Origin of the sequence: Prevotella herbatica, assembly GCF_017347605.1 — a bacterium.
GTDB lineage: Bacteria > Bacteroidota > Bacteroidia > Bacteroidales > Bacteroidaceae > Prevotella > Prevotella herbatica.
The window spans coordinates 3,089,092-3,102,423 of the sequence record NZ_AP024484.1 but is presented as its reverse complement, the minus strand read 5'-3'; the positions used below and the strand labels follow the sequence as shown (position 1 = coordinate 3,102,423).

17 protein-coding genes are annotated in these 13,332 nt (G+C 39.2%); 7 read left to right on the top strand and 10 right to left on the bottom strand.

The features are described 5' to 3' along the window. Position 1: 1 nt before the first annotated feature. Positions 2–1,477, bottom strand: coding sequence for an amino acid adenylation domain-containing protein (locus prwr041_RS11870; RefSeq protein ID WP_237072237.1), 1,476 nt, complete (start codon positions 1,475–1,477; stop codon positions 2–4). A gap of 469 nt (positions 1,478–1,946) precedes the next feature. Between prwr041_RS11870 and prwr041_RS11865 the strand changes: the two genes are divergently transcribed. The 4 genes from prwr041_RS11865 to prwr041_RS11850 all read left to right on the top strand — a co-directional run bounded on the left by prwr041_RS11865 (position 1,947) and on the right by prwr041_RS11850 (position 4,550). Continuing rightward, positions 1,947–2,510, top strand: a complete 564-nt coding sequence (locus prwr041_RS11865; protein ID WP_207153969.1) for a flavin reductase family protein — start codon at positions 1,947–1,949, stop codon at positions 2,508–2,510. Between the two features lie 2 nt (positions 2,511–2,512). After that, the gene (locus tag prwr041_RS11860; protein WP_207153968.1) at positions 2,513–2,821 is read left to right on the top strand and encodes a hypothetical protein; all 309 of its coding nucleotides are present in this window, start codon (positions 2,513–2,515) and stop codon (positions 2,819–2,821) included. 121 nt (positions 2,822–2,942) lie between these two features. Then, positions 2,943–3,554: an HAD family hydrolase gene (locus prwr041_RS11855; protein ID WP_237072236.1), complete on the top strand. Its 612-nt coding sequence runs from the start codon at positions 2,943–2,945 to the stop codon at positions 3,552–3,554. 57 nt (positions 3,555–3,611) lie between these two features. Further along, complete coding sequence (locus prwr041_RS11850; protein WP_207153967.1) at positions 3,612–4,550, top strand: NAD(P)H-dependent flavin oxidoreductase; 939 nt, start codon at positions 3,612–3,614, stop codon at positions 4,548–4,550. A 52-nt stretch (positions 4,551–4,602) separates the two neighbouring features. Here the strand turns inward: prwr041_RS11850 and prwr041_RS11845 are convergent, their stop codons facing one another. From prwr041_RS11845 to prwr041_RS11805, 9 genes are all read right to left on the bottom strand, one after another. After that, positions 4,603–4,959 carry an MmcQ/YjbR family DNA-binding protein gene (locus prwr041_RS11845; RefSeq protein ID WP_207153966.1) on the bottom strand — a complete coding sequence of 119 codons (357 nt, stop codon included), beginning with the start codon at positions 4,957–4,959 and terminating at the stop codon, positions 4,603–4,605. Between the two features lie 11 nt (positions 4,960–4,970). Then, the gene (locus tag prwr041_RS11840; protein WP_207153964.1) at positions 4,971–6,005 is read right to left on the bottom strand and encodes a winged helix DNA-binding domain-containing protein; all 1,035 of its coding nucleotides are present in this window, start codon (positions 6,003–6,005) and stop codon (positions 4,971–4,973) included. Then, the gene (locus prwr041_RS11835) at positions 6,002–6,388 is read right to left on the bottom strand and encodes a VOC family protein (protein WP_207153963.1); all 387 of its coding nucleotides are present in this window, start codon (positions 6,386–6,388) and stop codon (positions 6,002–6,004) included. Before prwr041_RS11835 ends, prwr041_RS11840 begins: the two co-directional genes overlap by 4 nt. A 1-nt stretch (position 6,389) precedes the next feature. Next, positions 6,390–6,794 carry a translation initiation factor gene (locus prwr041_RS11830; RefSeq protein ID WP_207153962.1) on the bottom strand — a complete coding sequence of 135 codons (405 nt, stop codon included), beginning with the start codon at positions 6,792–6,794 and terminating at the stop codon, positions 6,390–6,392. A gap of 128 nt (positions 6,795–6,922) precedes the next feature. Beyond that, positions 6,923–7,186, bottom strand: a complete 264-nt coding sequence (locus tag prwr041_RS11825) for a GlsB/YeaQ/YmgE family stress response membrane protein (protein WP_207153961.1) — start codon at positions 7,184–7,186, stop codon at positions 6,923–6,925. Between the two features lie 5 nt (positions 7,187–7,191). Next, positions 7,192–7,488, bottom strand: coding sequence for a thioredoxin (trxA, locus tag prwr041_RS11820; RefSeq protein WP_207153960.1), 297 nt, complete (start codon positions 7,486–7,488; stop codon positions 7,192–7,194). Positions 7,489–7,761: 273 nt separating this feature from the next. Then, positions 7,762–8,703 carry a HipA domain-containing protein gene (locus prwr041_RS11815; protein ID WP_207153959.1) on the bottom strand — a complete coding sequence of 314 codons (942 nt, stop codon included), beginning with the start codon at positions 8,701–8,703 and terminating at the stop codon, positions 7,762–7,764. Further along, positions 8,696–9,034, bottom strand: coding sequence for a HipA N-terminal domain-containing protein (locus tag prwr041_RS11810; protein WP_207153958.1), 339 nt, complete (start codon positions 9,032–9,034; stop codon positions 8,696–8,698). Before prwr041_RS11810 ends, prwr041_RS11815 begins: the two co-directional genes overlap by 8 nt. Positions 9,035–9,036: 2 nt before the next feature. Next, positions 9,037–9,243: a helix-turn-helix transcriptional regulator gene (locus prwr041_RS11805; RefSeq protein WP_207153957.1), complete on the bottom strand. Its 207-nt coding sequence runs from the start codon at positions 9,241–9,243 to the stop codon at positions 9,037–9,039. Positions 9,244–9,635: 392 nt separating this feature from the next. Between prwr041_RS11805 and gnd the strand changes: the two genes are divergently transcribed. From gnd to prwr041_RS11790, 3 genes are read left to right on the top strand one after another with little or no spacing between them, the layout of a single operon-like run. Then, positions 9,636–11,105, top strand: coding sequence for a decarboxylating NADP(+)-dependent phosphogluconate dehydrogenase (gnd, locus tag prwr041_RS11800; protein WP_207153956.1), 1,470 nt, complete (start codon positions 9,636–9,638; stop codon positions 11,103–11,105). A gap of 23 nt (positions 11,106–11,128) precedes the next feature. Continuing rightward, positions 11,129–12,616 (top strand): glucose-6-phosphate dehydrogenase, encoded by a 1,488-nt coding sequence (gene zwf / locus prwr041_RS11795; RefSeq protein WP_207153955.1) that lies wholly within the window; start codon positions 11,129–11,131, stop codon positions 12,614–12,616. Next, the gene (locus prwr041_RS11790) at positions 12,597–13,325 is read left to right on the top strand and encodes a 6-phosphogluconolactonase (protein WP_207153954.1); all 729 of its coding nucleotides are present in this window, start codon (positions 12,597–12,599) and stop codon (positions 13,323–13,325) included. Before zwf ends, prwr041_RS11790 begins: the two co-directional genes overlap by 20 nt. Positions 13,326–13,332 lie beyond the last annotated feature (7 nt).

Below are 13,332 nucleotides of genomic sequence, written 5' to 3'. Positions count from 1 at the left end.
ATCAAGCTAATTTTAATACTGTCGGCAAAGCCTTTATGTCCACCTTTCCATTAGGAGTGAGCGGCATTGTGTCTAGTTTGATGAAAAACTCAGGAATCATATATGATGGTAGAAATTTTGCCATATTATCACGCACCCGACTCATTCTAAAAGCCAGTTTATCCTTCGGCACAATATAAGCCGCTAGATAAGCGAGTCCATTCTTGTCGTTATGTGCCAACACAACGCCCTTTTCCACATCAGGACAGCTACAAAGAATGTTCTGAATCTCAACGGTTTCCACTCTTTTGCCAAGAATCATCACCTGAGTATCCTTGCGATGTAGAAATATAATGGTTCCATCCGTTTTCATTAGTCCCAGATCACCTGAACGATACATCATCCTACCATCTTCTAACTTCACATAAGCTTCGTTTTCCTTCTCACGATGTTCACCGATATATCCTCGCGAAACTCCTCCTCCTAAGATACATATTTCTCCGATGACACCATTAGGAACCTTTTCCAACTTATCATTTCTTATTTCTATCTGAGTTCCAAATACTGGTTTTCCAATAGGATAAGTTCCATCGGACTCTGCCTTAACCTTATTCACATGACAATAAGATGCACAAACCGTTGTTTCGCTTGGACCGTATGTATTATATATTTCAAATTTATCAAGAAGATTAGTCACATAATCTTCTCTTAATACGTCACCACCACTTATCAATAATTTAAGTGTAGACGGAACGTGATCAAGTTTGTTCATCTCCAACAAGAGATATGGGAAACCACTTATTTCTGTAATATGGTGTTCCTCGATGAAGTCCATCACCCGCTTAATGTTACCCTTTACATAGTCAGAAGGAATGGCAAGTGTAGCACCATTGCAGAGCGTAGTAAACACTTCCTCAACAAAGATATCGAATGAACATACAGAATACTGAAGCATTTTGTCTCCCACTGTGGTATGGAATTCATTCTCGAAAGCAGATATATAGTGACATACATTGCGATTCTCTACAGTCACACCTTTAGGCATACCAGTAGAACCACTAGTATATAGCACGTAAGCTATTCCATCCGCAATAGATTTATCATTAGCCCTTGCTTTCTTGTCAATTGCCATTCCCTGTTCGATGAAACGCAAATTCAACCCTTCAAGTTTTTTAGCATACATCCCATTCGTAATCACAAAGTCTACCTTGCACTCATCCATGATAAACTTAATTCTATCTGTTGGGAAGAATGGTTCAACCGGTACATATCCTGCCCCAGCCTTCAATATAGCAAGCATTGCAGCAATTTGCTCTACGTTATGATTCATCACAACGCCGATAAGTTTAGGATCATTTGTTTCAAATCCATCTATTATCGTGTCTACAAGTGCATTGAGTTCCGAAAAGGTTAGACTTCTGTTATCATCAAACACAGCTACAACATCTGGATGAATCTCCACCTGTCGCATAAAATAACTATATATTGTCTCTTTCATATCACACTATTTATTTTACATTTTATAAATCATTTTTTTGTAGATGAATAAACAATCATGTTGAATGTACAACACGCTAGTTTTCTTCTTCCTTCTTATATAATTCAATGTAGTTATAATGTATATTCCTGAGTAAGGTATTGGCATTATATATGTTCTCATCACCACATCAGGTGATGCTGACTTTATTATCGTGTTGCTATATTGCAAACCATTATAGCTACAAATATAGTAATAATATAAACCGCCTCCAAATAATTCTTTATCTTATAAACTTTGAACCACAAAAACAATCATTTTGCTTTATTATCATGCCATACTTGTATTTGTAAATTTAGCAATATAATATTAATTGACCGTAAACAAATGGGTAGTTCACCTAATAGGTAATTAATTATTATCGAACTGAGTTTATTATTTTAGAGAAAATGTGTAACTTTACCGCATGAATAACTAACAGCATATAAATATGAAGAGTTTTAATGCAAAGCCTTGGCTGTTGCCACAGCCTGTACTTATTATTGGTACATACGATGAAAACGGAGTTCCTAACGCTATGAATGCCGCATGGGCAGGTCAGGCGAATATGAATGTAATCACCATTTCACTGGGTAATCACAAGACGACTAGTAACCTGAATGATTGTAGCGAGTTCACTGTTGCATTTGCTTCAAAGGAGACTATGGTTGCATCTGACTATGTAGGAATCGTCAGTCAGAAGAATCATCCAGATAAGATGCAAAAATCAGGTCTGACCCACGAGAAGGCTCCTAACGTGAATGCACCTGTATTTACTGATTATCCAATGACATTTGAGTGCCGCATTAAAGAAAAACTTTATGAAAGCGAGACAGGTTATTTCATTGTTGCAGAGATTATTAACATACTCGTAGACGAGAAGTATCTTGCAGAAGATGACAAACCAGATGTTGAGAAAATGAATCTTATTACTTTTGATCCTATCCACATGGGCTATATTGCACTCGGAGAACGTGTTGGTCAGGCTTTTGGTGAAGGCAAGAAGTTGAAATAAGAATGGGAAAGAAACTCAAACATATCAAGTTATGGCTTCAGGGGCTCTCGTTCCGTACTGGTGTCATCGTTTTAGCTTTATGCATACCGTTTTATATTCTATCTTTCGCACAGATGGCTTTACCCACAAAATATCTTTCTGTAGAAACTAAAGGTATTCTTTGGGTGATACTATTCGGCATGGCTAAAACATGCCAGTATGGTGGACTTACTATTCTAGGAGTTGAAGGCTATAAACGAGTTAAAGCTTGGCTGAAAGTAAATAAGAAAAAGCAGGCAGACAAAGACAATTCAAATAGTGATAAATGTTGATTTATGGCTAACGAATAACGATATTCAGTTAGCGTGAATTAACTCTACCCTATGGAAATATTTCGCTATTTTTACGGAATCATCGAGAAAATGATTATCTTTGTTCAAAATTTGAATATCAATGAATTATAAAAATATCATTTTCGACTTAGGTAATGTGCTAGTAAAACTCGACGAAGATGCTACAATGCAGGCTTTTGAAAATCTTGGTATGGGTAGATATAAACATCTACGTGAAAATCCAGAAACTCTTAAACTATTTCAAGCTATGGGCATTGGAATGATTTCTAATCAGGACTTCTTTAATGCCTTTCGTAGAATCGTCAACCCAAACGCCACAGACAAGCAAATTACTGATGCGACCAATGCGATACTCATTACAATTCCTGATGTGAAAAAACAAAAGCTGATGGATCTTCGCAAAGCTGGATATCGTACTTTCTTGTTGAGCAACACCATTGATTTACACTGGAGATATTGCAAAGACGAACTCTTTCCGATGGACAACTTTACGGTTGATGATTATTTCGAACACACATTCACTTCGCAAAAGATGCACATGAAGAAACCTGATGATGAGATATTTCAGACCGTTATTAAAGAAACCGGTATTGAACCGAATGATACGATCTTCATTGATGATCTCGAAGTGAATTGCAATGCTGCCGAAAGAAATGGTATTCACGCATTTCAGAACAAAGAATTCGATGATTGGATGAAACTGTTTAGTTAATCTTAAACATCAATGATATTACATATTTAAGTATTAATTAAAGCATAAATAAAAGATATGAAAGCAACTAAAATAACAGAACTTTTTGGAATCAAATACCCTATCATTGCCGGAGGAATGGTATGGTGCAGTGGATGGCGATTGGCTTCTGCGGTAAGTAATGCAGGTGGACTTGGACTTCTTGGTGCAGGTAGCATGCACCCCGAAACTCTTGCCGAGCATATTGATAAGATGAATGCAGCCACGGATAAACCTTGGGGTGTAAACTTACCATTGATGTATCCTGAACTTGACAAGATTGTAGAACTTATCATCAGCAAAGGTGTTAAGATTGTATTTACATCTGCAGGTAGTCCAGCCAAACTCACGTCTAGATTTCATGAAGCTGGCATCAAAGTTGTTCATGTAATAGCTAACAGCAAGTTTGCCCGCAAGTGCGAGGAGGCTGGCGTTGATGCTATCGTTGCTGAGGGATTTGAAGCAGGTGGACACAATGGTCGCGAGGAACTCACCACGATGACATTAATACCGCAGATTCGCAAAGCCACATCTTTACCGCTACTTGCTGCTGGAGGTATTGCCTCAGGCGAAGCTATGTTGGCAGCAATGGCGCTTGGTGCAGATGGTGTACAGATAGGAACACTCTTTGCTGTTAGCGAGGAAAGTTCGGCATCTGATGCATTCAAACAACAATGCTTAAATATTGGTGAGGGCGATACCATACTGGCTCTGAAGAAGCTTGCACCAACACGACTCGTCAAAAATGCTCTTTACGACCGTATTAAAGAGGCTGAAGATAGAGGTGCCGATGCAGACGAACTCCGCACCATACTTGGTACAAATGCTGCTAAACGAGGTATCTTTGAAGGTGATATAGAAAATGGAGAAATGGAAATTGGTCAGGCTGTAGCTGGTATTAAGGAACTAAAGTCTGTCAGTAAGATTGTGAATGAATTAGTAGAAAGGTATAATCAGGCATTAGATAAACTTAGATGAAAGCATTTTCATCTAAGTATTTTTACATCTTGTTATAACAAAGAAGAAGTCTTTAATTATCAGAATACTTTAATCTTAAATTCTTTGGTAGTTTACTCACTACTAAATTATAAGATTGAAGTATCCAATTTTTAATCTGATCAGCTGAGAAAGTATGCTCTATTAGAACATCATTCCAGTGTACTTTGTTCAGATGATAACCTGCGCTTATAGCATCATAGTTTTCACGAAGACGCTGTCCTTCCTCTGGTGGAAGTTTGATAGAAATACGTTGGTCTGCATATTCCAATGGCATATGCAGAAATATCTTTCCTTCTATTCTGAATACTATCATGTCAGGACCATAGGGTGAATCCTCTGTAACGCCAGGCAGCAACAGACAATATTCTCTAACTTCTTCTAGATTCATAATATATCGTTTTACTTGGTTTTAAATTTCTTGTACCTAACCCACTCTTCCTGCATATCAGTATCATGCACTCCATCAAAAAACGCCACTTGACATTCGTCTTTAAAAGGACTCCAGTTACCGCATATTCTACCGTCTTTAGCAATGATGGGCTGAAATATACCATTGTTGTTATGAGCCTTATGCTTGTACTCTTCAAGAAGTACAATATCACGGCTCTTATAGCTGATTAGATATTCATCATAAGGAGAAATAAGAAGATATTTATCCTTTCTGAATCCTCGTGTTCTGCAATCGTCTGTTAGGTAGAAATCTCTTCCTTCCCATTTCTCAAGATGAATCGTGTTGCCTAAAAGAGCTATTCCTTTGCGGCAATCGCTCATATTTAATCCCGACCACCATGCAAAATCTTGCAATGTAGCAGGTTGACGACTCTTGAAGTATTTGCGAGTAAAGAGCATCAAGGCTTCATCTCTATCTATTTTTGCGGATGGTTTCACCTTATTTGCAGTCAGTGCATACGTGGCTTTCATTGGCAACAAATCTCCACTACAAATAGTACCAGACAACTCTGCCATACGGATGTGATACGAGAGTCTGTGTTCATCCATGCAAATATCCTTCTGTGCAAGAGCATCAACAAAGTCCTCTTTCGTTACGCTTATTTTGTCGGCAGCTGTTTGAGCAAGGATTTCTCTAACCTTCATCAGTTCATCATCCGGAATACTGATCTTATTACTGCTCATCCACCCTTTAATTACGGCTATAGCCTTAGGAGCACAAAGTTCGATCAAAGTCCAATAGTCGTCAGCAGATATAAGTTGCCAAGTGCCTCGCATGAGATGAAGACGAATGATTCGCCCACTGTCAAAAGCCTCCTTAAAAGCTTTTGCAGATGGTTTGCGCGTTCGCATCTCCACCGCCCATCGCATCATGCGATATTCCTGTGCCTGCATCGCACACATATAACTGACCACATCCTCTGGATTATCAAATTCTGGACAGATCAACTGTTGATTGAGAAGTCGTATTGCTATAGGATTCATATCGTTACCTCTATCAAAATACCTTCTGGTCCCACTATGCAACTTTCGTAATAACCATCACCCGTAATACGCGGACCGCTGATGCACTCATAGCCAGCAGCTTTTAATTCGTCTGTCTTTGCATCTACGTTTGCCTTACTTCCGAGTGCGATTGATATATGGATAAATCCACCACGAAACACATCTACCAAAGGTTTCATTACTTCTGGTCGAGACATGAGTTCCAATCTGGCACCCCCATCAGGAAAAGACAATATATAGGTTTTTAGTCCTGTACGGGAATTATGATACAATTCATTTGATTTACATGCGAAGTGCTCCATGAAGAAGCGTTTCATACCTTCAAGGTCAATACAATAAACTGCGATATGGTCAATATTCATATTACTTTGTTTGTGTATAACCTTCGTTTTTCAAAATCTCTATAAGTCGCTGACGATGATCACCTTGAATGATAATCTCTCCATCTTTTACAGAACCGCCAACGCCGCATTTTTGCTTTAAGAGTTTGCATAGAGTCAGCATATCCTCATCCGATCCGATGAAGAATTTTACGATCGTTACTGTTTTTCCACCACGACCAGCGCGTTCCATATACAATCGTAATTTCTGCTGATTCTTTGGCAAAGTATTTTGTCCTTCCTGCGAATCCTCTGAATAGCTAAAATCAGCATCTGTGGAATAAACCACTCCCACCCGCTTCTTTCGCTCAACATCCTTCTTCTCGAATTCTTCTACATTATTGTCTGTTGCTCCAAGAGCAGCTAACGCACTTTTCCAATCTGCCATTCTTATATTTTTTCAATGTAAAAAATTACTGGTCTTAATCCGCCATAGCGACTTATCATTGACCTTTACATATCACAGTTATCTGTAATTATATAACCAACCAGTTTTGATATCTGTTTTTGATTTACTTAATCAAAGAGTTTATCCCAAATCCACAATACAGCAATTGCGCCAAAGACGCAGAATACAAAGTTTGTGATATAGCCTTTCCCAAATAGTTCAATATTCAGCAAATGGCTTATTAAAGCTCCAGCATAGCTACCAACTATACCAATTAAGAGGTTCATACAACATCCTTTACCCTTACCAATCATAATCTTGTTAGCAATGTAACCGATGAAGATGCCTGTCAGTATAGGCCATGCTGTAAATTCTGCAATGTGTTCTAACATATTTATTATAAATATCCGTTGATTATATTTCTTAACTCTGCCAGCGACACTGCTCCACTTTGTCTCCAAAGCGACTGCCCATTGCGAAATAACATTAGTGTAGGTACTGACTGAATCTTATACTGTCCAGCCGTTATATCTTGTTTATCTACATCTATCTTGATGATGCGAATGCTATCGCCCAATGCTTGTTTCAATTGTTCCAGAATAGGATGCATCATCTTGCATGGTTGACACCATGTTGCGAAGAAGTCCACCAATACTAGTTTATCGCTTGATATTACTTCATTGAATGTTTCCATAATTTGTATTTTAAGTTTTATTATTTTATCCAAACCATCTTTACAAAGATGATGAGGTTTTAATACACCTGGCACTACATAATCAAGGATTACATAAATGATCAGTTTTAATCATAAAAGTCCAATTTGTTATTATGACTACAAATATACTTATTTTCTCAATTTTATGATGAGTTGAGTCTAAAATTTTGTTTTACAATGGCTATATTTAACACTTTTAATAAATTATCAAAACCGCTTATTTACAGCCACAACAATAGAAATCATTGATCACTATTCCAAAATAAGCCTATCAAGTCTTTCTTTTAGTAACTCTGAAAATTTCCTTTGCAGTTCTTCATCCAAGAATGAGTTATTAATCATATTTTCAAACTTCGGCAGAAGCTTAACATATTTATTGATAAGACGATCCACAACGATAGTTTCAATACCTAGACTTTCAGCACATTTCAGAAAGTTTTCTTTCGCCAACTTTTTCTTTCGCCCATTCAATGTCAAAGCCAGCTCTTCGTCATCATTAGGATTAATAATAGCTACATTTAGCAAATCATAGGCAGGGGTTAAGCGGATAACACCATCTTGGGGCTCATAGAGTGAAAAGTTTTTCAGGTGCATATCGTTATTACCTGTCAACCATGAAAACAAGACCATTTCAAAGAAATTAGTAACATCCATCTTGGGAACAGTAGAATAATGAAGTAACGCTTTTCCTATACGCTCGTAACTACTTTTATACTTATGTTCGGTTTGTCTCTCGGTAAGTTGACACATATCTTCCATTGCCAACTTTTCACCATTTGAAGTTCGGTCTATACGACGCGTAAGATAACAGAGCGAATTGTCAGCCATACGCATCAGAGTATGAGGCACGACTTTAATACGAGCCAACTCAGCCAGATGCATTGTCAAATCTTCAACTTCTGGCATTTGCTCATAGGCAATTGTCTGTGGTTTACAGATATAGCCTCCCCATAAGCCCACTATTGTAAGCCGCTTGCTTCCCTCATGTTCATTCAAGTTCAAAGACAATTTAGATTGAACACCAGTAAGCGAAGTCTGACCTTGTATCACCTGCTTAGCAAGTTCTTCCAAATGCTCGGTTGTATAATCCAAAGTTGGTATAACCGTTGTGCCGAAAAACTTTTTCGCACAAGCAGGATGCATGTCCTTTTCCTCTTTTGCAAGTGTACCATAGCAATACAAACATTTACACATTGTCTACCTCCTTTCCTTGAATAGGTTCAATACTTACCGCCCCGATACAGTCCTTGCAACATAGCAATAGTAGAGACATACGATCAAGAATACTGATATCCATATCGCGAATAGCAATATCGAGCAGCCATCCTTCTGGTATAAGTCCATCGAAAAATGGAAACAATACGCTACTTTTAAATATATCTTCCTGCAATGGCAATGTTAAACTTACAGGCTTAGCACTTCCTGACGACAGATAGGCTGGAAGATAACAAAATTCATAACCTTCATCGTTTTCTGTCAATACTCCGGCTAATTGACTTTTATAATAAACATTGGCTTGTTTCATAGCTATATGTCTTTACCTTTGATAGTTGCTGTAACTTCATAATTGAAGAAATCCAGCAACTGATTAACTTTGTCCAAACGTAACGATTCTTTGCCTTGTTCCAAGTCTCGGACAAAGCGCAAACCTACACCCGACTTCAATGAGAGGTCTTCCTGTGTTAAGTTATACTGCTTTCGCAGTGATTTTACAATGGGAGATAAATTGTTCATATCCTCATATTATATCATTTCGGGTACAAATATACATAATATTTTTTGTTTTATACCACAAAGGGTATATTTTATTCAAAAAAACATAATAATATACCCGAAATGATATATTATTAATGGTATTTAATCTTAATTCTATTCGTTAACTTGCTCATACGCCCTTAAGCATCATTGAGTTACAGATATCAGAAAAACAGTAATACAAAAGTCTATACATTGCACTGAACATTCAACAAAGTAAAACAACTGCTGTTTACTATTATTCTGTTTTTTCTGAGAAATACCATATTTAAGTTTGAAGTATTAAACATAAAATGTATATTTGCAAAGTGTTGTTATAGATATTAAGAACAACCCGGATCATTATTAATATAAATTTTAAAATATTGATTATGGACAAAAAAGCAGATATTGGTTTAATAGGACTTGCCGTTATGGGCGAGAACCTAGTTTTAAATATGGAAAGCAAAGGCTTTACTGTTGCTGTGTATAACCGTACTGTACCTGGTATTGAAGAAGGTGTAGTAGAACGGTTTGTAAATGGACGTGGCAAAGGAAAGAATATTATAGGTTGCACAGAAATCAATGATTTTGTAGAACATATCAAGACTCCCCGCAAGATTATGATGATGGTACGTGCAGGAAATGCTGTAGACCAACTCATGGAACAACTTTTCCCGTTACTTTCACCGGGAGATATCATCATTGATGGTGGAAATTCTAATTATGAAGATAGTAACCGCCGTGTGATTGAAACCGAAAAACGTGGATTCAGATTTATAGGAACTGGCGTTAGCGGTGGCGAGTTTGGTGCATTGAATGGAGCTTCTATCATGCCCGGAGGATCACAGCCTGCATGGAATGATGTAAAACCTATATTACAGCGGATTGCTGCAGTAGCAGAAGATGGCACCCCTTGTTGTGATTGGGTTGGACCAGGAGGTTCAGGACATTTCGTGAAGATGATCCATAACGGTATAGAATATGGTGACATGCAACTCATCAGTGAGGCTTACTTCCTATTGAAACATCTTAAGAAGATGGATAATGAAGCGATTGCCACTGTTTTTGAACATTGGAACGAAGGAAGATTACACAGTTATCTCATGGAAATATCGGCTCAGGTGCTACGCCACCGAGATAAGGACGGCGACTATCTGATTGATAAGATACTTGATACTGCGGGACAGAAAGGAACTGGTAAGTGGTCGGTCATCAATGCGATGGAACTCGGCATGCCACTGGGACTGATTGCTTCTGCTGTGTTCGAGCGCAGCCTTTCTTCTGACAAGAACCTGCGTGTGGAAGCTGCCAAACGATTAGCGAAAGACCGTAAGATAGACACTACGACTGACCTATCACTTGTTGATGATATCGAGCAAGCACTCTATGCGTCCAAATTGGTATCTTATGCTCAAGGATTTGCTGTCTTACAAAAGGCCTCAGATAACTTTTCGTGGAATCTCGACCTCGCTTCCATCGCCCGAATGTGGCGTGCTGGATGTATCATCCGTTCCGCTTTTCTGAATGATATCTCTGATGCTTACCAAGCTTCAGAGAAACCTAAACACCTACTGTTTGCACCTAAGTTTGCAGCAGAAACAGCACAGGCTCTTAAAGGATGGAAAGGACTTGTAATCACAGCACTTCAAGCAGAGCTTCCTGTGCCGGCACTCAGTTCGGCTCTCAACTACTATTTGTCTCTCACCACAGCTAACCTCCCTGCAAATATGATACAGGCACTACGTGACTTCTTTGGCGCACATACCTTTGAGCGCATTGATATGCCACGCGGAGAGTTCTTCCATGAAGACTGGACCGGTAAGGGCGGCAACACTCATTCTGGTAGTTATAATGTATAATCACATTAAAAATATGAGTAATTATGCCAAAGTCATTATCATTCATCATATTTGGTGCCTCAGGTGATCTTACCAAACGTAAGCTCTTTTCGGCACTTCTTGATATCTTCTCCGAGAAACATTTACCGGAGAAGTTTGAGATTGTAGGTGTAGGACGTACTCCTTACAGTGATTCTGAATATCGTGATTATCTGCTCGGACAATTGCCAAAATATACAAAACCAGAAGCGTGGGACAATGAACTGATCAATAGTTTCATCTCCCATATCCGCTACGAAACGATGGATCCCGCTAAGGAAGAGGAATACTCACCACTTGTGGAACATCTGAAAACAAGCAACAGCGAGAGTGTCATTTATTATCTTGCCACTCCTCCACTGCTTTACGGCGTGATTCCACAACATTTAAAAACCTTCGGACTGAATGGCGAGAACACTCGCATCATTGTTGAGAAGCCCTTTGGCTATGACCTAAGCAGTGCCAAACAGCTAAATGCGATTTACAGAGACGCCTTTCAGGAACATCAGGTTTTTCGCATGGACCATTTCTTAGGCAAGGAAACTGCACAGAATATTCTTGCTTTCCGTTTCGCCAACTCTATCTTCGAACCTATATGGAACCGAAACTACATTGATTATATAGAGATTACTTCGGTAGAGAATCTGGGTATTGAAAACCGTGGAGGATATTATGAGACAGCAGGTACAATGCGTGATATGGTTCAGAACCATCTGGTGCAACTTCTTGCCCTTTGTACAATGGAACCTCCAGTAAAGTTTGATGCCGACAGCTTCCGCAATGAGGTTGTGAAAGTGTATGATTCACTGGTGCCACTGACAGAAGACTATATCCGTGAGAATGTGATTCGTGGACAATATACAGCAGGAGGCGATAAAGTTGCTTACCGCCAAGAGGCTCATGTAGCACCCGATTCACGTGTAGAGACTTTCTTTGCGATGAAGGCAGAGATAGACAACTGGCGATGGAGCGGCGTACCATTTTTCTTTAGAGTGGGCAAACAAATGCCTACAAAGGTAACAGAGATCGTTGTTCATTTTAAGAAAGTGCACCATTTGCTACTTGACAATGTGAATGGGGCTAATCCACATGCCAACAAGCTTGTATTGCGTATCCAACCTAACGAAGGTATTGTGTTGCGCTTCGACATGAAACTGCCTGGAACTGGGTTCCAGACCAAACAGGTTGAAATGGATTTTGTTTATGACAGACTGAGTGATGTGAAGACTGGTGATCCATACGCCCGTCTCATCGAGGACTGTCTTCTGAACGATCCTACCCTCTTTACACGTGGAGATGCCGTAGAATCTTCATGGAAATATTTCGATGCGATTCTTGATTACTGGAAAAAATATCCAGAAGCACCACTCTATGGTTATCCTGCAGGAACTTGGGGACCATTGGAGAGTAATGCCCTGATAGAAAGCGTAAATGGTAATTGGACCAATCCATGTAAAAATTTAATACATACAGATGAATACTGTGAACTCTAAACTTTCAAAACTTCCCCGCCACATGTTCAGCTCTCCATTGGAGGCAGCACGCTCATTGATTATTCGTATGAATGAGCAAGCTTTGGAAAAAAATGATGACGAGAAATATGATGTAGCAATTAGCGGCGGTTCCACGCCCGATGTGCTTTTCCGTTTGTGGGCAGACGAATACGCTCAAATAACACCATGGAAGAAATTCCGTTTTTTCTGGGTGGATGAGCGTTGTGTCCCTCCCACAGATGATGCCAGTAATTACGGTCGTTTCAAAGTTCTTCTTTCCGACAGCATACCGGATTTGAAAGAGGGGGAGAATGTTTTTCGCATTATCGGTGAAGCCGACCCAAAAGCAGAAGCTTTGAGATATTCAGAATTGGTTACGTCACAGGTTCGGCAATTTGATTGCATCATTCTCGGTATTGGTGACGACGGTCATACTTCGTCCATCTTCCCAGGACAGGAACACCTACTCTCCGTCTCACAACCGTATATGCCTTCAGTACATCCCATAACAGGTATCAAACGTGTGGCAATGACAGGAAAGCCGATGATGCACGCTAAACAAACCATTTTTATGGTTACAGGAAGCGGAAAATTCAATATCATCAACCGTATCATCAATGAAGGCTTCGACTGCCCTGCTAGTCGGGTAATGCAACAAGCAAAGGCTCCTGAGCTAATTGGCGACAATGCTGTTTTAAAGGATATATAGTCAACCA

What these genes read in the sequence shown, in the direction of transcription:
- prwr041_RS11870 (WP_237072237.1), bottom strand. Translation starts at nt 1,477, where the DNA reads ATGAAAGAGACAATATATAGTTATTTTATGCGACAGGTGGAGATTCAT.
- prwr041_RS11865 (WP_207153969.1), top strand. Translation starts at nt 1,947, where the DNA reads ATGAAGAGTTTTAATGCAAAGCCTTGGCTGTTGCCACAGCCTGTACTT.
- prwr041_RS11860 (WP_207153968.1), top strand. Translation starts at nt 2,513, where the DNA reads ATGGGAAAGAAACTCAAACATATCAAGTTATGGCTTCAGGGGCTCTCG.
- prwr041_RS11855 (WP_237072236.1), top strand. Translation starts at nt 2,943, where the DNA reads ATGAATTATAAAAATATCATTTTCGACTTAGGTAATGTGCTAGTAAAA.
- prwr041_RS11850 (WP_207153967.1), top strand. Translation starts at nt 3,612, where the DNA reads ATGAAAGCAACTAAAATAACAGAACTTTTTGGAATCAAATACCCTATC.
- prwr041_RS11845 (WP_207153966.1), bottom strand. Translation starts at nt 4,959, where the DNA reads ATGAATCTAGAAGAAGTTAGAGAATATTGTCTGTTGCTGCCTGGCGTT.
- prwr041_RS11840 (WP_207153964.1), bottom strand. Translation starts at nt 6,005, where the DNA reads ATGAATCCTATAGCAATACGACTTCTCAATCAACAGTTGATCTGTCCA.
- prwr041_RS11835 (WP_207153963.1), bottom strand. Translation starts at nt 6,388, where the DNA reads ATGAATATTGACCATATCGCAGTTTATTGTATTGACCTTGAAGGTATG.
- prwr041_RS11830 (WP_207153962.1), bottom strand. Translation starts at nt 6,794, where the DNA reads ATGGCAGATTGGAAAAGTGCGTTAGCTGCTCTTGGAGCAACAGACAAT.
- prwr041_RS11825 (WP_207153961.1), bottom strand. Translation starts at nt 7,186, where the DNA reads ATGTTAGAACACATTGCAGAATTTACAGCATGGCCTATACTGACAGGC.
- trxA (WP_207153960.1), bottom strand. Translation starts at nt 7,488, where the DNA reads ATGGAAACATTCAATGAAGTAATATCAAGCGATAAACTAGTATTGGTG.
- prwr041_RS11815 (WP_207153959.1), bottom strand. Translation starts at nt 8,703, where the DNA reads ATGTGTAAATGTTTGTATTGCTATGGTACACTTGCAAAAGAGGAAAAG.
- prwr041_RS11810 (WP_207153958.1), bottom strand. Translation starts at nt 9,034, where the DNA reads ATGAAACAAGCCAATGTTTATTATAAAAGTCAATTAGCCGGAGTATTG.
- prwr041_RS11805 (WP_207153957.1), bottom strand. Translation starts at nt 9,243, where the DNA reads ATGAACAATTTATCTCCCATTGTAAAATCACTGCGAAAGCAGTATAAC.
- gnd (WP_207153956.1), top strand. Translation starts at nt 9,636, where the DNA reads ATGGACAAAAAAGCAGATATTGGTTTAATAGGACTTGCCGTTATGGGC.
- zwf (WP_207153955.1), top strand. Translation starts at nt 11,129, where the DNA reads ATGCCAAAGTCATTATCATTCATCATATTTGGTGCCTCAGGTGATCTT.
- prwr041_RS11790 (WP_207153954.1), top strand. Translation starts at nt 12,597, where the DNA reads ATGAATACTGTGAACTCTAAACTTTCAAAACTTCCCCGCCACATGTTC.